Genomic DNA, 15,524 nt, shown 5'->3' with positions numbered 1-15,524 from the left:
AGCCGGACCTGGCCTGATTACTTCGGACGCTTGGCGCCGTACTTCGAGCGGGACTGCTTGCGGTCCTTGACGCCCTGCGTATCGAGCACGCCGCGCAGGACGTGGTAGCGAACGCCGGGAAGGTCGCGAACGCGGCCGCCGCGGATGAGCACGACCGAGTGCTCCTGCAGGTTGTGGCCTTCACCCGGGATGTACGAGATGACTTCGCGGCTGTTGGTCAGGCGGATCTTGGCGACCTTGCGAAGCGCCGAGTTCGGCTTCTTCGGGGTGGTCGTGTAGACGCGGGTGCAGACGCCGCGCTTCTGCGGGTTCTGCTCCATCGCAGGGACCTTGGACTTGGCCTTCTGCGGTTCGCGGCCCTTGCGGACCAGCTGATTGATAGTGGGCATGAAGTACTCTTCACCTGTGATTGTGGCGCTTCGGCCGAAGGTGAAGGAATGCGGATGCCGCAAATGCGCAAACCGGGAAGGTGACCGGAAGGCCCCTCCCCCAACGCAATCACGAACCGAAACGCTCCACCCGCAACTTTCGTCACCGGGTTACTTTGACGGATTACCTGAGAGACCCAGACGCACCGGCAATGTTCAGCTCAAGCCAGAGGCACAGCGAGGCCGCACCTGTGGAAGGACGCGCCCTTAGGCGGGTTTGGGAGTGGGGTCAAGGGGTGTGGACTTACAACCACGCGCCCAATCAAGTTTTTATCCAACTTCGGCACACAGGACTTCGCCTCTGCGAGAGCAATTGCCCATCACCGGCAAAAGAGTCCGACCAGGCATCTGATCGTCGAGTGCCTGAGTAGCCTTTACTCTTCAGACCAAGCCAATCAATCGACTGATCATCCAAGTCAGGGCAGACGTGGATGTCGCTACCTCTGCCGCAACAAAGACGGCGACAAAAATGAAGCCCCGTGGAGAAGATGCGAACACACTTGGCTCAAGCCATAGAAATATGGCACCCAGAATTGAAGAAATTAGCAGCCATAACATCGCCGCCTTGCAAGCTGCTGCAAGTTCGAAAAACGAACTTGAGGCACGCAGAACATTAAACTTCTGACTATCTGTCAAAGCATAAATCAATGTTACAGCGGCGATTACAAAGCCTAAGAGCGAAGATCCCACCGAAAGCATCAACTCGGCGCCCTTTACAAAGGCAGCGTGATCACCAGAGAACAGTACCGGCAGACCCCAACCTCGACCAAGCGAGAAAGTTGCAGCTAGACTCAGGGCTAAACCCATGTTGTAAATCCTGCGGGCTCTCCAATAAATTTTGCTCAATCCCATGGCAGGATGCCTCGCACTGCGTTTTCCAAAGCCTCTCGCCGCTGCAGGTACACCTCCTCGATAGCCCGAAATGCTGCGTCCGTCTGGACACTACGTGCTTTTTTTGACGATCGCTCAAAGTTTACATCGGCGACGAGATAGTCTTCCAGTAAGTTCAAAGTTCGTGGCCTACGCGTGCTGGGATCAGTCCCACGAATTTGAAGCTTTTCGAAGACATCATCGCCGTCAACACCTCGCATCGCTTGAACTAGTGCAAGGCTCAGATTCTTAAGGCGGCCATCGGAAGGGTCTCTGGAATTAAAATAAAGCCCTAAAGTCTTTGATTTACTGACCTGTTGCTGAGCCTCAAACGCATGAGCGAGGCTCTTATCAGCCTTCTTTACAATCTCGATGTTATCAGGAGGAATCTCAATTTCCAGAAACTTCACATTACTTAGATCTTCAATTTTATCAATAATATCTCTTTCAAATAATCTTTGGAACCTTGGAACAGAAGGAAGATTACGGCCTTTGAACATTAGATAATCACCGAGTTTTCGGATACGCGGTGCATCTCTGTTAAACTCTGCCGCAACAAAGCCATCCGAGAATATCACAAGATGACTAATATCTATTAGTCCTGCATCTTCGGCTATAGAAAGTGTCTTCTTTATGCCCTTTCGCTCAATTTCCGGGAGATTGTCTCGCCTAGTGCGTCCAAATTCAATTCGGAGTGGATACTGAAAGGAATGCGGCATTACGCTGAGAAGCGAGTTATCTGTCGCATCAGGCTGGTAGCGCCCCTGCCCTTCCCACGGCAAATTGCTGATTGCCTCCAAGGAGGCGGGCAGAAGAAGCGCGATTTCCCCAAAATGAGAAACACGAAAAAAATGAATGCGTCTCGTGACTGTAAGGTGCGGATCACTTGCCATTTATGCCCCCGCAGGACCTGCTACAAAATTGCGTAGGACCTGCCTACATAAAAACCAAGTCGCAATACAAGCCAATAGGCAAGTATCTTATGGTAGGTGACTTATCCTCATGGCCTCCTTAGGGCGCAACTTTCAAAACTATCTCGTGGCTAGGCGTACCGGCTCAAGGCTTGACTCGATTCAGCCTAGCGCTGCGACGGTCTGACGGTGCTCGTTCATCGACTTTGCAATTTGTATGATGCGATATGGTAAATCAGCCCCACCTGCTATCACATTGAACTCAAATTTGGTCTCTGCAATCATCCGTCCAATTATCCCGAAGAGTCGCGGATCCGGCACAGCAAGGGTTTGCAGCGCATCTAATTGCAGTCGGCAACCCTCGACACTTTCCTGAATCGATTTTTGCCAACTTGCTATGTTTTCTTGGTCCGGGCGCCCAGCGCCAAATGCAGAATCCATAATCGCCTCGATCTCAGCAGCCAAACGGATGACCTCTGCCCTTAGATGAGCCATTTTGAGAGATTCCTGATTAGCAACAAAGTCACGCTCCTTTTTGAGCGACCAAGATTCACGAAATGCAATGAAAAGAGCGACGCCGATCGCTAGAAAACTCGCCAGGGCCCCGCCCAATCGGCAACGTTGCCCCAGTCAGCAGAATTTGGACAAAACACTTGTGGCCTCCTAAAGCGCGAGGTCTTAGCCATGCTAATCAGACTATGCGATACCTTGATCCAGCACATTTATTGTGAAGTTGCTCCAACTCTCGGGAGCGCGAGGGCTGTCGCCCTCGCACTTGCTGCTTGGATGACCCTTTCTAGTCCCTTACCGCATCGGTGGCGCCCCTTCCCCCGCTCCTCCCTCTCCTACCGTCTCAGCCAAGGCCAGCAGCCTTCGATTTCGGTCTCCAGTGTGAAGCTGAGGAAGGTGCGGATCAGGACGATTATGGCGAGGAGGTCTGGGCGCTTCGTTACGTCGGCTTGAACCGGCTGAGGCCCCGCCTTCGCGGGGGAGCTGGGCTGTGCGTGAGGGGCGAGGTGATGGGGGCGGTGATGTCGGTGCTTTTGTTGCGGGCGGGTTTTGGGTGCCCACCCCGGCCTATCTCGCTTGCGGGACGTCGGCTTAGGAGTGCCCACCCCCGGCCCCTCCCGCCTGCGGGAGGGGGATTTGTTTTGCCGGAAGCTTGCGAGCGGGGGCTTGGCTGGGGCTTCGGCCCCTCCACCATCTGCGATGGCCCCCTCCCCGTTCCGAGGAGGAATTTTGGGGGGCGCTTGGTTGCGGGTGCCCCTCCACCATCCTGCCGGATGGTTCCCCTCCCTCCCGGCCTACGCCGGGACAAGCGGGGGAGGAACCTGGGCCGACTCATGGGAGCGCGAGGGTTTTGACCCTCGCACTTTTTGCTTCTGCTTGACCCTTCCCAGTTTTCGCTTTCCTACATTTAACCGTATGGGTTAATTGTGGGGGATGGATGAGATTGAGCGGGATGAGTTTGGGGAAGTGCTGAACGGCGCGTGCCCCTCCACCACCTCCGGTGGTCCCCCTCCCCTCCCGGCCTGCGCCGGGACAGGCGGGAAGGAACGGCGTCGGACTTCTCGGGTTCGGCGGGTGGATGTTGTCGAGGAGTCGGCGCTGGAGTTTGCGCCGTTCGTGCATGTGGCGCCTCGGCGCAATTCGATCACGCCGGACAAGCAGCGGCGGTTCATTGCGACGCTGGCGGCTACGGGGATCGTGAGTCAGGCGGCGCTCTCCATCGGGGCTTCGGTGGAGGCGTTGTACAAGTTGCGGCATCGGGTGGGCGCGGAAGACTTTGCGCGTGCCTGGGATGCGGCGGTGGAGCGGGGCTATTCGCGGCTGGAGGACTGTGCGCTCGAGCGGGCGATTGCCGGGGAGGAGCGGCCGGTGGTCTCGCGCGGAAAGGTTGTCGCGACGTGGACGCATCACAATACCGGGCTGCTGATGTTCCTGCTGCGCGCGCGGCGGCCGGAGAAGTATGGGGCAGTGCGCGTGGGCGACCTGCGCGAAGGGCATCCGGTCTATGACGCGCTGAAGGTGCGCTGGGAGGCCGAGCGTGCGGCGGCGGATGCGGCGCGGGCCGATGGGGCGCGGGCTTCGCTGCGGGCCAAGTTGCTGGGGATGCGGGAGGCGGTGTTGCGGGAGGGGGCGTTGCAGGTGGAGGGGCCGAGCGGCGCTGGCCCCTCCTCCGCTGGTGACGGACTTCCTCCCGCTGACGGGGAGGAATGAGCGTTCAGTCTTCGGCGGTGGGCGTGAGGATCTTGTCGGCGATGTCGTCCATGCGCTGGCACATCAGGGCGAGCGTGGCGTCCATCGCCGCAAGGCCGGCGGGGCTGAGGTGGACGAAGGTGCGGCGGCCATCGCGGCCATCGTCCTCACGCTCTACCAGGCCGCGCGCCTCGAGGATGCGCAGCCAGCGCAGCGCCGTGGTCGGCGGGACATGGGCGCCGATGCAGGCGCTGGTGGTGGGCACGCGGCGGTTCTCGCGCCCGGCGACGTAGAGATCGAGCAGGATGTCCCAGGTGGGCTCGCCGAAGAGATCGGCGGGCAGGTGCTTGTGACGGCGGCGGCGGGCGTTGTAGAACTCCCGCGCGGCGACGGTGTGGCGGGCAATGGTCGCCTCGTCGAGCGCCGGGGCGGCGGGGGCGGCGAAGGCGGGCGCTGCCGGAGCGGACGGGGCGCCGACGATGGCGAGGCTGGCCCGGCGGCCGACGGAATCGCGCCGGGGCGGCGCACTGCGCATGGAACGTACGGTCATGTCTGTGGCTCCCGTGAAATGGGATGAATGGTAAGGCGGCGATGCTGTGCGGTGACCGGCGGCGAGCCGGGGTGCCTAGGGCGTCAGGTGAGGCGCCAGGCGTGGTAGCGGCCGATGCGGTCGGTCCGCTGGAGATGGGCGGTGGTGCCGAGGAGGAGCGCGGCGCTCTGTATCGCGATGGGCAGCTGGCTCATCGCGAAGTAGCCGTAGCGGACAAGCGAGAGGTCGACCATCTTGGCGAGGTGGGCGAGGATCACGATGACCTGTCCCGAGCAGGCCCAGAGCGGCCAGCCGCGGTTGGCGCGCAAGGCCACCCACAGCAGCCCGGCCAGCGCCCAGCTGTCGATGATCAGGTGCCCCGGGTCGATCGCGAAGAAGGCGGGACTGCCGAACAGCGCGTGGTTGGCGAGATCGAGCAGGATGGTCGCGATCAGGATGGTCGCGACCATGCGCTCCGGCTCCTCGCCCTTGCGAAAGGCAAAGACGAGGATGCCGACAAAGGCGATGCGAGCGGCCCAGATCATGAGCATTGCTTCAACCCCTGCCCGCTGCCGTAACCACCGGCGCCCGATTCACCAGCACTCGGCGCTCAGGCCGCATCGACCAGCGCGACCGGGTGGGCGGCATCGCCGAGCGAGCCCGTGGGCGGGCAATCGTCGACCAGGCCGGAGCCCATCTCACGGCCGACGTCGAGCAGCTTGCCATGGACGCGGGCGAGTTCGCCGCTGGCATCGAGCACCGCCTTCTGGCTGGCGGCGAGACGGAGCAGCGCATCCTGGCCGGTGAACGGACCGACCGGCGTCTCGCGGCGGGCGCGGACCATTGTGGCGAGCAGGTTGGCCTGGCGGATCAGCGCTTCATCCAGCGCCGCCTCGGCATCGTGGAGATCGCGGGTGATGCGCAGGCCGTGGACGGCCGTGGCATTGCCGGAAGCAGCGGCGGCGGCGCGGCCATTGGCCTGTGCACCATGGGCTTTCCCGAAAGGCATCGCGATCGTGTTGTCAGTAGCTTTCATCTTCACACCCTGTCCCGCCCCGTTGCCAGAACGGACCCCTTCATGTGGACGCCGACGCCCCCGCGCCGGAAATCCGGTTCATGGAAGGAGATGGTCGGTGAAGGACCTCGCCCTACTGGTCGAGCATGGTGGACAGTTGCATGAACATGCTCAGCCCGCCCAGCACGATCAGGATCAGGAACACCGTTATGCCGCCAATATAGCCCAGCCGCAGAAGGGTGCCGTTCGGCCCGTCGAACATCTCCGGGAGGACATGATGATAGACCATCCCGTCAGCCTCGGCCGGCGCCTGGCGCCTGCGTTCGACCGGAGCATCGGCCCGACCCTCGATCCCGGGTGCATCCTGCACCGGAAGCCTGGCCTCTGCTCCTGACGGTCCGACATCGATGTCATCCCGAGAGCTGTTTTCGACGGGAAGTGGCGGAAAACCTATATGGGAATCTTCATATACGGGTTGTTCGTATGTCTCTACCAGACGGCGATAGGCCTGGGCGACCTCACCGCGGGTGGCCACGCCGAGCTTGGCCCGGGCCAGCATGATGCGCTGATCGACGGTGTGGGGCGATATCCCCAACTGTCGCGAGATCTCCTTGGAGGTCATATGCTGAATCAACAGATCGAGAACCTCTCTCTGCTTTGCCGTCAGCTCGACCAGCGGATTTTCGCAAAGTTCGCCCGTCACAATCATTGCAGTGATGAATCCCGACTGTTCCCGGTCATCCAAAAAGGTAAACGCCCGGTGCATTCAATTCTGCACGAACGCCCCGGATTTGCCAAATATTCTTTCATTAACCGCACTATAAACGTGATAGACCAGTTAAAACCCGCTTAACATCCGACCGTGCCGAACTGGCACAGCCAAATGACTGTTCAGGGCGCGCACGGCGTGCAAAAATGGATTGGGGAGTCCGAATCAGGACAGGACGGGCAAGAAAAATGCGCAGGCGTAACACGGGGCGAGTCGTTGCGACCGGACGAGCCATCCTTGCGCTTGCGTTTCTGCTCGCCCTGGTGCTGGACCCGACCGTGCCGGTGCGCGGCGAGTTCTACGGCTACAGCCTGCTTTCCGCCTACACGCTGTGGACGGCGGCGCTCATGGTCCTGGCCTGGCGAAGCTGGTGGTTCGATTTCCGCCTGGCCCCGGCCGCACAGGCAATCGACGTGGCGATCTTCATCGCGGCGGTCTATTTCACCGAAAGCCGCTACACCGAGTTCCAGAGTCCGTTCCTGGCATTGGCCGCGTTCCTGCTGGTCGTAGCCATGGTCAGATGGAACTGGCGGGCCACGGTCGTCACCGCCATCGTCCTGCTGGTCACGAACCTGGCGTTCGGGATGATCCTGTATTACTGGGGCGTCGACATCGATCCCTACCGCTTCGTGCGGCGCACGATCTACATGATCCTGCTTTCCTCGATGCTGATCTGGCTGAGCATGTCCCGCTCCACTGGGCGCATGGCCGTGCTGCCCGAACCGGCGGGCATTCCCGGCGAGCGGCGTGACCTCGTGTTCGATGGCGCTCTCAATCTGGTGATACAGTCGTTCGGGGCGCGCAACGCGGCATTCGCCTTCGCCAGCAGCGAGGAACCGTGGATCGACCTGCGCCGGATAGACGACGGGCAACCGGACAGGAAGCGCCTTTCGCCCGAAACCTTCGCCGAGGAACTGCTTGCCCCCCTGCCCGCCTCGCTCATCGACATGAAGCGGGGCCGGCAACTGGTCGAGGCTTCCGCCGACGACACCATTGAGGTCCGCGCAGAACAGCTGGATTCGCGCCTGGCCACCCTCCTCGGCGTCGAGAACGGGATGATCGCTTCGGTGCGCAGCGTGATGGGGTCAGGCCATCTCGTGGTGTGGAACGCCCACGCCCTGAGCTTTGACGATATCGGCCTGATGTCGGCGATAGCCCGCGAGTTCGGGCAGGCGCTGGACCGGGAGGAAATGGCCTCGCTTGCGCGCACAGCCGCAGAAACCGGCGTCCGGCACGCTGTTGCGCGCGATCTGCACGACAGCGTGGCCCAGTTCCTGGCGGGCACGCTGTTCCGTCTCGAAGCGCTGCGCCGCTGGATCCGCGAAGGCAACGATCCCGAAGGCGAAATCGATTCGATCAAGAATGCGCTGCGCCGCGAACAGGGACAGCTGCGCCTGTTGATCGAAAGACTGAGGCGGGGCCAGGAAAGCGACCGACGGACCGATATCACCGAGGAGCTGCGCGATCTTCTGGCCGAGGCGGGTGCGCATTGGCACATCTCGACCGAGCTTGCCCTGACAGGTGACCCCCAGCCGGTTTCCGTGCAGCTTTCGCACGAAATCCGCCAGCTCGTGCGCGAAGCAATTGCCAATGCGGCGCGCCATGGCAAGTGCAGCAAGGTGCTGGTCACCCTGAGCGAATGTGACAGCGAACTGCGCCTGAGCATCACCGACGATGGCGTCGGCTTCCCCACGTTCGGCAATGCCGCGCGGCCACGCTCCATTTCGGAACGTGTCGAGGCACTGGGCGGAAGCTTCAGACTTGATTCCAGCAGAGGCGGCGCTCGTCTCGAAATTGCCTTACGATCCGGAGAACTTGCATGATTCCAGTCCTAGTGGCCGATGACCACGGCTTCATCCGCGCCGGCGTGGAAGCGGTGTTGCGCGGCACCCGGTTTTCGGTGGTGGCTGCCACCGCAAGTGGCGAGGAGACGCTGGATGCGATCAAGACCCACGATCCGGCCATCGTCCTGCTGGATATCAACATGCCCGGCATGAACGGGGTTCAGACGCTGGAAGTGTTGCGCGATCGCGGCGACAAGCGCCCGGTTGTGCTGCTGACTGCCGAGATCAATGATCGTCAGCTGATTTCGGTGATGCGTGCGGGGTAGAGGGCATCGTTTCCAAGGACGGGGCGGAAGACGGCCTGGTCGGCGTGCTGGAGAAGGTCCATGGCGGCCAGAAGGCCATCGAGCCGATCTTCCTGCAGCGGGCCATCGATCTGTCGCTGCGCCCCGATGCGCAAGGGCCGCTGGCCAAGCTCAACCCGCGCGAGCGCAAGATCGCCGCACTTGTCGCCCGTGGCCTGCGCAACCGCGACATCGGAGCGGAACTGGGCATCGGCGAAGGCACGGTGAAAGTCTACCTGCACACGATGTACCAGAAGCTGGGCATCGACAATCGCACCGAACTCGCACTGCTGGCGGTGAACGAGCAGGACAACTGAGCGGAGTCTATGGCTCGGAAGAACAGCGGGACCCCGGGTCAAGCCCGGGGTGACGGCAGGTTTTGGGGCTGCAGGTAGGTGGTTTGAACGGCTGGAATGGGGTGGTTAGTGGACATCAGCGCGTTGATAGCGAGCAGGCCTCTATTAGCCACGATGCGAAGTCCTTGAAGCCATACGCACGACCAGAGTCGTCGAGAACTAAGGCTAAGACAGCCGGATTTCCGGTGCGGTCATCCCCATCGAAGCAGGCTATATCGCCATCCATTTTTGCGAAGGGCACAAGGTTTCGTCCGTCGTGATTCCGGATGGAGTAAAACAGCTTACCCGCATCTGAGGCTGCATCCACAAACCACCAAGGCCCGGTCGGCAGTGTGCCATTTCCCTTCGCTATGGCTTGAATGGCATCTGGATAGCGAAAGCCGGGCGGCAAGATGGACTTGTCGTAGAGCGCGAAGGTGGCGGGCATTTGGACCTCACAAAGGCAGTCGCCACCTAGTTAAACAAGGCAATCGGACGTCTGCAACTGGGCGCTTTCCACCACAAGACTTATGGCAGCAATGGCGTCGTGTCCTGACTGGCTGCTTTTGCTCCCTCGACAACGCCGCGAAAGTCAGTAGCTCCGCGGCAACCCCAGCACGTGTTCGGACAGGAACGACAGGATGAGGTTCGTGCTGATCGGCGCGACCTGATAGAGGCGCGTTTCGCGCAACTTGCGTTCCACGTCGTATTCCTCGGCAAAGCCGAAGCCGCCGTGGGTCTGGACGCAGGCGTTGCCCGCTTCCCATGAGGCATCGGCGGCGAGCATCTTGGCCATGTTGGCCTCCGCGCCCATCGGCAGGCCAGCCTCGTACATCCGTGCCGCCTCGCGCACCATCAATTCGGCCGCGCGCATGTTGGCATAGGCCTTGGCGATCGGGAAGGCGACGCCCTGGTTGGCGCCGATGGCGCGGCCGAACACCTGCCGCTCCTTGGCATAGTCGACCGATTTGCGGGTGAACCACTTGGCATCGCCGACGCATTCGGCCGCGATCAGCACGCGTTCGGCGTTCATGCCCGAGAGGATGTAGCGGAAGCCCTTGCCCTCCTCGCCCAGCAGGTTCGCGGCCGGGATGCGCATGTTGTCGAAGAACACCTCGGTCGTCGCGTGGTTCATCATCGTGCGGATCGGGCGGATGGTCAGCGATTTGCCCACCACCTCGCGCATGTCGACGATGAACACCGAAAGCCCGTCGGTCTTGCTGGCCACCTCCTCGCGCGCGGTGGTGCGGGCGAGCAGCAGCATGAGGTCCGAATGCTCGGCCCGGCTGGTCCAGATCTTCTGGCCGTTGACCACGTATGCGTCGCCCTCGCGCCGGGCGAAGGTGCGCAAGGATGTGGTGTCGGTGCCGCTGGTCGGCTCGGTCACGCCGAAGGCCTGCAGGCGCAACTCGCCGCTGGCGATCTTCGGCAGATACTGGCGCTTCTGCTCTTCCGAACCGTGGCGCAGGATCGTGCCCATGATGTACATCTGCGCATGGCAGGCCCCGCCATTGCCGCCCTCGGACTGGATCGTCTCGAGGATCGCGGCGGCGGCGGACAGGCCAAGGCCCGATCCGCCGTATTCCTCGGGGATCAGCACCGAAAGCCAGCCCGCCTGAGTCAGCGCATTGACGAATTCAGTGGGGTACTCGCGCTTCTCGTCGAGCTTGCGCCAGTATTCGCCCGGGAATTGCGCGCAGAGCTTGCGCACGCCTTCGCGGATCTCGCCGTGGTCCTCGGCATCGTAGGGGGAAAGGATCATCGCGCGGCCTCGAACACCGCGGCGATGCCCTGACCGCCGCCGATGCACATCGTCTCCAGCCCATAGCGCCCGCCGCGCCGCTGCAACTCGCGCGTCAGGTTCGCCAGAATGCGCCCGCCGGTCGCGCCGATGGGATGGCCCAGCGAAATGCCCGAGCCATTGACGTTGAGCATGTCGTGGCGGCTGTCATCGTCCGACCAGCCCCAGCCCTTGAGGCAGGCGAGGACTTGCGGCGCGAAGGCCTCGTTCAGCTCGATCAGGCCAATGTCGTTCCACGACAGGCCGTTGCGGGCAAACAGGCGCTCGGTGGCGGGCACCGGGCCATAGCCCATGCGCGAGGGATCGCAGCCGGCCGCCGCCCAGGAGTGGAACCAGGCGATCGGCTCCAGCCCGAGCTCGTCGAGCTTGTCCTCGGCCACGACGAGGCAGGCGGCCGCCGCGTCGTTCTGCTGGCTGGCGTTGCCTGCGGTGACGACGCCCTTTTCAAGCGGCTTGAGCTTGGCCAGCGACTCCATCGTCGCATCGGCGCGATAGCCCTCGTCGTGCGCGAAGATCACCGGATCGCCCTTCTTCTGCGGGATGCTGACCGGCACGAGTTCGTCGTCGAACAGGCCCTTGGCCCAGGCTGCGGCGGCGCGCTGGTGGCTGCGCACGGCGTAGGCGTCACAGGCTTCGCGGCTGATGGCGAAGTCGCGAGCGAGGTTCTCTGCAGTTTCGATCATGCCGGAGATCACGCCATAGCGCTCGATCGGCTGGCTCATCACGCGGCCGCGCGTCAGCCGGTCATGCAGGGTCAGCGAACCTGCGCGCACGCCCTTGCGCACATCGGTGGTATAGTGCTCGACGTTGGACATGGATTCCACGCCCCCTGCCACGACGACGTCAGAGACGCCGGTCTGCACCATCATCGCGGCATTGACGATGGCCTGCAGGCCGGAACCGCAGCGCCGGTCGAGCTGATAGCCGGGCACTTCCTCGGGCAATCCGGCCAGCAGCCAGGACCAGTGCGCAATGCACGGCGCCTCGCCGCTGCCGTAGCCTTGCGCGAAGATCACGTCGTCGACGCGCGTGGGGTCTATCTTCGTCCGCTCCATCAGCGCGGTGAGGATGGTCGCGCCGAGTTGCCCGGCGGTGAGCGAGGACAGCGAGCCGCCGAACTTGCCGACAGCGGTGCGGATCGGGGCGACGATGGCGGCGCGGCGGAGAGTCATGCGGATTCCTTGTCTGAAGTGGCGACGACGCCCTTGTCGATCAGTGCGGCGATCTCGCCCGAGGACAGGCCCAGCCGCTGGCTGAGCACTTCCTCGCTGTTCTGGCCGAGGTAGGGCGCGGGCTGCGGATCGCCGGCTTCGCGGCCGGGGATGTTGGCGAAGCTGCGCGGCGCGGGGTATGCGAAGCCGCTGGGATTGGCGGGCGATGGTCCGAACAGCGGGTTGTTGGTGACGAGGTCGGGATCGCGCGCCATTTCGTGCATCGTGCGATAGCGTTCGAAGGTCGCTCCGGCCTTGGTCAGACGCTCGGCAAGCGCGGCATAGGTGAATTGCTCGGCCGCTTCCTGGAACATCGAGAACAGGCGGTGGCGGTGGACGAAGCGGTGATGATCGCTCAGCCCAAAACTCACGCCCAGTTCCGCTTCGACCGCGGCCAGATCGTCGGTCAGCCCGAACGCCTCGACAGTGGCCTTCCATTGCTTCGGCGTCAGCGCGGCGACCATGAAGCGCTTGCCGTCAGCGCTTTGGAAATCGCGCCCGAACGCGCCCCAGATGGCATTGCCGATGCGTTCGCGATCGTCCCCGCGATAGAGCATTTCCGCCGCCGCACCGGCGTTGAACGCCGTGCCGATGGCAACGTCGCCCAAGGGGACGCGCAGTTCGCTGCCCTCACCCGTGGCATCGCGATGCCTGAGGCCCGCCAGCAGCGCGAAGGCGCAATAGGCGCCGGTGATGAAGTCCCAGGCGGGCAGGATCTGGTTGACCGGCGGCGCGGTCCTTGCGTCCCAGTCCTCCGGCCCGGTCATCAGCGGATAGCCCGATGCGGCGTTGACGGTGAAGTCCATCGCCTGCCGCCCGTCATGCCAGCCCATGATCCGCACCGAGACGAGATCGGGCCGCCCCGCCGCAATCCGCTCGTGCGCCATGAAGCTTTCCAGCGGCAGGTTGGTGATCACCTGCCCCACCTTGCGCGCCAGCTCGACGGCCAGTTCGCGCCCCTCAGGCGTCTGCAGATCGAGCGCCACGCTCTTCTTCGCGCGGTTGAGGTTCTCCCACGACAGCGAGCGGCCCTCGCGCGTCATCATGTAGCGCTTGTAGTCCAGCCCGCCGCGCCGGTCGTCGATGCGGATCACCTCCGCGCCCATCTGCGCGCAGTAGAGGCCTGCGGTCGGCGAGGCGACGAACGACGAGACCTCGACGATCGATAGCCCGGAGAGCAGCTGGTACATGGTCTACCAGACGGTCCCTTCGCTGGCGAATTCGCGCAGCAGGTGCTTGGCAATCTGCAACTGCATGATCTGGCTGGTGCCTTCGTAGATGCGCAGGATGCGGGCATCGCGGAAGAAGCGCTCGGCCGGATATTCGGCGAGGTAGCCCGCCCCGCCGAACACCTGAACGCAACGGTCGACCACGCGCCCGCAGGCCTCGGACGAGAATAGCTTGGCCGCAGCCGCCTTGCGCTGGATGTTCTCGCCACGGTCGGCGCGGGCGCAGGCATCGGCGACCATGCATTCGGCGGCGTAGAGGTCGGCCTCGCTGTCGGCCAGCATCGCCTGGATCAGCTGGAAATTGGCGATCGGCTCGCCGAACGCCTTGCGCTCGTTGGCATAGCGGATCGCGGTATCGAGCGCGCGGCGCCCCATACCCACACCCATGCCCGCCACCGAAAGCCGCCCGTTATCAAGGCTCTGCATCGCGATCTGGAAGCCCCGCCCTTCCTCGCCACCGACCAGCGCCGAACCCGGAATGTAGACATCCTCCATGATCACGTCGGCGATGTGCGCGCCCGATTGACCCATCTTCTTGTCGGGCTTGCCCACGGTGATCCCCGGCGTCGACATGTCGACGATGAAGGCCGAGACGTGGGCATTCTTGGGCAGGGCCTCCTTCGAGGTGCGCGCCATGATCAGGCCGATCTTCGCCGAAGGGCTGTTGGTGATGTAGCGCTTGGTGCCGTTGAGGCGGTAGCCATTGCCGTCACGCACCGCGGTGGTCTGCATCGCGGCGCTGTCCGATCCCGAACCCGGCTCGGTCAGCCCGAAGCATGCAATCTCGCCGCTGGCGATGCGCGGCAGCCATTCGGCCTTCTGCTCTGGCGTGCCGTAATTCTTGATCGCGCTGCCGGTCATGCCGATGTTGATCGACACGGTGGAGCGGTAGGCGGGCGAGGCATAGGCCATGTGCATCACGGTGGTGATGTACTGGCTGATGTTCATGCCGGCCCCGCCGAACTCCTCGGGGATGGTGATGCCGAACAGGCCCATCTCGCGCATTTCGTCGAGGATGTCGTCGGGAATTCGGTCATTGGCGATGACATCGTCTTCTGCCGGGATCAGCCGCTCGCGCACATAGCGGCGCAGCTGTTCGAGGAACTGCTCGAAGATGTCCGGGTCCATTCCGGGATTAGCCATGTCGAAAATTCCTCAAACAGGATCGTAGGGGAAGACGTGCGCCGAAACTTCGTCGGCACGTGCGAACGAGGGGCGGAACGCCGGGATCAGTTCCTCGGCAATGGCTGTGGGCGTCCAGCCCTCGAGCTTGACCATGGAGCGCACCGGGCGCGGCTTGTCGAACAGCAGGATCTCGTTCTTGCGCACCGAGAAGATCTGGTTGGTGACGTCCCTGGAAAGGTCCGAAGCGAGGTAGGCGACGAGCGGCGCGATCTTGTCGGCGCTCATCGTCTGCATCCGCTCCACCCGCAGCTTCTGTTCAGGCGTTTCCGCCGGGATCGAGGCGGTCATGCGGCTCCACGCGAATGGTGCGATGCAGTTTGACCGCACGCCCCAGCGCGCCATGTCGAGCGCGATTGACTGCGACATCGCCACCAGCCCCAGCTTCGCCGCCGAATAGTTGGCCTGGCCGATGTTGCCGATCAGGCCCGAGGTGGAGGTGAAGTGGATGAAACTGCCCGAGGACTGTTCGCGGAAGTAGGGCGTTGCCGCCTTCGAGACATTGAACGCGCCCGTGAGGTTCACATCGATGACGCTGGTCCAGTCCTCGTAGGACATCTTGTGCCAGATCGTGTCGCGCAGGATGCCGGCGTTGTTGACCACCGCGTCGATCCGCCCGAACCGCTGCACCGCATCCTCGACGATGCTTGCCGCGCCCACCGGATCGGCGACGCTGGCGAGATTGGCCCAGGCCTTGCCGCCTGCTGCGACGATATCGTTGACCGTGGTCTGCGCCGGGCCTGCATCGCCGCCGTCGCCGCCCTGCGCCACGCCCGGATCGTTGACGATCACCGCCGCACCTTCGCGAGCGCAGAGCAGCGCGATTTCGCGCCCGATCCCGCGCCCGGCGCCGGTCACGGCAACGACCTTTCCATCCAGCACGCCGGCCATCCGAATCTCCCAAGAGTGTCTTGTTG

The 15,524-nt window shown here is 63.0% G+C and carries 18 protein-coding genes; 4 read left to right on the top strand and 14 right to left on the bottom strand.

The window, feature by feature from the left end; all coding sequences use genetic code 11:
* Positions 1 to 17 precede the first annotated feature (17 nt).
* From rpsL to C7W88_RS08825, 4 genes are all read right to left on the bottom strand, one after another.
* Positions 18 to 389: a 30S ribosomal protein S12 gene (gene rpsL, locus C7W88_RS08835; protein WP_011444902.1), complete on the bottom strand. Its 372-nt coding sequence runs from the start codon at positions 387 to 389 to the stop codon at positions 18 to 20.
* 420 nt (positions 390 to 809) lie between these two features.
* Entirely contained in the window at positions 810 to 1,274 is a 465-nt protein-coding gene (locus C7W88_RS22615) for a hypothetical protein (protein ID WP_205525149.1), read from the bottom strand.
* Positions 1,271 to 2,191, bottom strand: a complete 921-nt coding sequence (locus C7W88_RS22610; protein ID WP_162895965.1) for a hypothetical protein — start codon at positions 2,189 to 2,191, stop codon at positions 1,271 to 1,273. Before C7W88_RS22610 ends, C7W88_RS22615 begins: the two co-directional genes overlap by 4 nt.
* Before the next feature lie 180 nt (positions 2,192 to 2,371).
* Positions 2,372 to 2,821, bottom strand: coding sequence for a hypothetical protein (locus C7W88_RS08825; protein WP_118073260.1), 450 nt, complete (start codon positions 2,819 to 2,821; stop codon positions 2,372 to 2,374).
* A 972-nt stretch (positions 2,822 to 3,793) separates the two neighbouring features.
* On the opposite strand from C7W88_RS08825, the gene C7W88_RS23105 reads away from it, so the two are divergent.
* On the top strand, positions 3,794 to 4,429 hold the full coding sequence (locus C7W88_RS23105) for a hypothetical protein (RefSeq protein WP_205525147.1): 636 nt from the start codon (positions 3,794 to 3,796) through the stop codon (positions 4,427 to 4,429).
* Positions 4,430 to 4,433: 4 nt separating this feature from the next.
* On the opposite strand, the gene C7W88_RS08810 is transcribed toward C7W88_RS23105, so the two are convergent.
* From C7W88_RS08810 to C7W88_RS08795, 4 genes are all read right to left on the bottom strand, one after another.
* Positions 4,434 to 4,958 carry a winged helix DNA-binding protein gene (locus tag C7W88_RS08810; RefSeq protein ID WP_240344504.1) on the bottom strand — a complete coding sequence of 175 codons (525 nt, stop codon included), beginning with the start codon at positions 4,956 to 4,958 and terminating at the stop codon, positions 4,434 to 4,436.
* Between the two features lie 83 nt (positions 4,959 to 5,041).
* The gene (locus tag C7W88_RS08805) at positions 5,042 to 5,488 is read right to left on the bottom strand and encodes a hypothetical protein (protein ID WP_118073258.1); all 447 of its coding nucleotides are present in this window, start codon (positions 5,486 to 5,488) and stop codon (positions 5,042 to 5,044) included.
* A 59-nt stretch (positions 5,489 to 5,547) separates the two neighbouring features.
* Positions 5,548 to 5,973 (bottom strand): hypothetical protein, encoded by a 426-nt coding sequence (locus tag C7W88_RS23660; RefSeq protein WP_240344503.1) that lies wholly within the window; start codon positions 5,971 to 5,973, stop codon positions 5,548 to 5,550.
* A 112-nt stretch (positions 5,974 to 6,085) separates the two neighbouring features.
* A complete protein-coding gene (locus C7W88_RS08795; RefSeq protein WP_240344502.1) occupies positions 6,086 to 6,718 on the bottom strand; it encodes a helix-turn-helix transcriptional regulator in 633 nt (210 codons plus the stop codon).
* A 191-nt stretch (positions 6,719 to 6,909) separates the two neighbouring features.
* Between C7W88_RS08795 and C7W88_RS08790 the strand changes: the two genes are divergently transcribed.
* Genes C7W88_RS08790 through C7W88_RS23650 form a run of 3 tightly spaced genes read left to right on the top strand, consistent with a single transcriptional unit; the run spans position 6,910 to position 9,166 of the window.
* Positions 6,910 to 8,544: a sensor histidine kinase gene (locus C7W88_RS08790; RefSeq protein ID WP_162895964.1), complete on the top strand. Its 1,635-nt coding sequence runs from the start codon at positions 6,910 to 6,912 to the stop codon at positions 8,542 to 8,544.
* Positions 8,541 to 8,831 (top strand): response regulator transcription factor, encoded by a 291-nt coding sequence (locus tag C7W88_RS23655; protein ID WP_240344501.1) that lies wholly within the window; start codon positions 8,541 to 8,543, stop codon positions 8,829 to 8,831. Before C7W88_RS08790 ends, C7W88_RS23655 begins: the two co-directional genes overlap by 4 nt.
* Positions 8,832 to 8,875: 44 nt before the next feature.
* The gene (locus C7W88_RS23650; protein WP_240344500.1) at positions 8,876 to 9,166 is read left to right on the top strand and encodes a helix-turn-helix transcriptional regulator; all 291 of its coding nucleotides are present in this window, start codon (positions 8,876 to 8,878) and stop codon (positions 9,164 to 9,166) included.
* A gap of 115 nt (positions 9,167 to 9,281) precedes the next feature.
* Here the strand turns inward: C7W88_RS23650 and C7W88_RS08780 are convergent, their stop codons facing one another.
* The 6 genes from C7W88_RS08780 to C7W88_RS08755 all read right to left on the bottom strand — a co-directional run bounded on the left by C7W88_RS08780 (position 9,282) and on the right by C7W88_RS08755 (position 15,498).
* Entirely contained in the window at positions 9,282 to 9,632 is a 351-nt protein-coding gene (locus C7W88_RS08780) for a hypothetical protein (RefSeq protein WP_118073256.1), read from the bottom strand.
* Positions 9,633 to 9,776: 144 nt separating this feature from the next.
* Positions 9,777 to 10,946, bottom strand: coding sequence for an acyl-CoA dehydrogenase family protein (locus tag C7W88_RS08775; protein WP_162895963.1), 1,170 nt, complete (start codon positions 10,944 to 10,946; stop codon positions 9,777 to 9,779).
* Positions 10,943 to 12,157 (bottom strand): acetyl-CoA C-acetyltransferase, encoded by a 1,215-nt coding sequence (locus C7W88_RS08770; RefSeq protein ID WP_118073255.1) that lies wholly within the window; start codon positions 12,155 to 12,157, stop codon positions 10,943 to 10,945. Before C7W88_RS08770 ends, C7W88_RS08775 begins: the two co-directional genes overlap by 4 nt.
* Positions 12,154 to 13,386 carry a CoA transferase gene (locus C7W88_RS08765; protein WP_118073254.1) on the bottom strand — a complete coding sequence of 411 codons (1,233 nt, stop codon included), beginning with the start codon at positions 13,384 to 13,386 and terminating at the stop codon, positions 12,154 to 12,156. Before C7W88_RS08765 ends, C7W88_RS08770 begins: the two co-directional genes overlap by 4 nt.
* A 3-nt stretch (positions 13,387 to 13,389) precedes the next feature.
* Entirely contained in the window at positions 13,390 to 14,568 is a 1,179-nt protein-coding gene (locus C7W88_RS08760) for an acyl-CoA dehydrogenase family protein (RefSeq protein ID WP_118073253.1), read from the bottom strand.
* Positions 14,569 to 14,580: 12 nt separating this feature from the next.
* Complete coding sequence (locus tag C7W88_RS08755; protein WP_118073252.1) at positions 14,581 to 15,498, bottom strand: SDR family NAD(P)-dependent oxidoreductase; 918 nt, start codon at positions 15,496 to 15,498, stop codon at positions 14,581 to 14,583.
* Positions 15,499 to 15,524: the final 26 nt, after the last annotated feature.

Source organism: Novosphingobium sp. THN1 (assembly GCF_003454795.1).
Lineage (GTDB): Bacteria > Pseudomonadota > Alphaproteobacteria > Sphingomonadales > Sphingomonadaceae > Novosphingobium.
The sequence above is the reverse complement of the archived record's forward strand: the minus strand, read 5'-3'. Positions and strand labels throughout refer to the sequence as shown.

Bases quoted from the DNA above. Each gene is read 5' to 3' on its own strand.
- rpsL (WP_011444902.1), bottom strand. From the start codon at position 389: ATGCCCACTATCAATCAGCTGGTCCGCAAGGGCCGCGAACCGCAGAAG.
- C7W88_RS22610 (WP_162895965.1), bottom strand. From the start codon at position 2,191: ATGGCAAGTGATCCGCACCTTACAGTCACGAGACGCATTCATTTTTTT.
- C7W88_RS08810 (WP_240344504.1), bottom strand. From the start codon at position 4,958: ATGACCGTACGTTCCATGCGCAGTGCGCCGCCCCGGCGCGATTCCGTC.
- C7W88_RS08805 (WP_118073258.1), bottom strand. From the start codon at position 5,488: ATGCTCATGATCTGGGCCGCTCGCATCGCCTTTGTCGGCATCCTCGTC.
- C7W88_RS23660 (WP_240344503.1), bottom strand. From the start codon at position 5,973: ATGAAAGCTACTGACAACACGATCGCGATGCCTTTCGGGAAAGCCCAT.
- C7W88_RS08795 (WP_240344502.1), bottom strand. From the start codon at position 6,718: ATGCACCGGGCGTTTACCTTTTTGGATGACCGGGAACAGTCGGGATTC.
- C7W88_RS08790 (WP_162895964.1), top strand. From the start codon at position 6,910: ATGCGCAGGCGTAACACGGGGCGAGTCGTTGCGACCGGACGAGCCATC.
- C7W88_RS23655 (WP_240344501.1), top strand. From the start codon at position 8,541: ATGATTCCAGTCCTAGTGGCCGATGACCACGGCTTCATCCGCGCCGGC.
- C7W88_RS08780 (WP_118073256.1), bottom strand. From the start codon at position 9,632: ATGCCCGCCACCTTCGCGCTCTACGACAAGTCCATCTTGCCGCCCGGC.
- C7W88_RS08775 (WP_162895963.1), bottom strand. From the start codon at position 10,946: ATGATCCTTTCCCCCTACGATGCCGAGGACCACGGCGAGATCCGCGAA.
- C7W88_RS08770 (WP_118073255.1), bottom strand. From the start codon at position 12,157: ATGACTCTCCGCCGCGCCGCCATCGTCGCCCCGATCCGCACCGCTGTC.
- C7W88_RS08765 (WP_118073254.1), bottom strand. From the start codon at position 13,386: ATGTACCAGCTGCTCTCCGGGCTATCGATCGTCGAGGTCTCGTCGTTC.
- C7W88_RS08760 (WP_118073253.1), bottom strand. From the start codon at position 14,568: ATGGCTAATCCCGGAATGGACCCGGACATCTTCGAGCAGTTCCTCGAA.
- C7W88_RS08755 (WP_118073252.1), bottom strand. From the start codon at position 15,498: ATGGCCGGCGTGCTGGATGGAAAGGTCGTTGCCGTGACCGGCGCCGGG.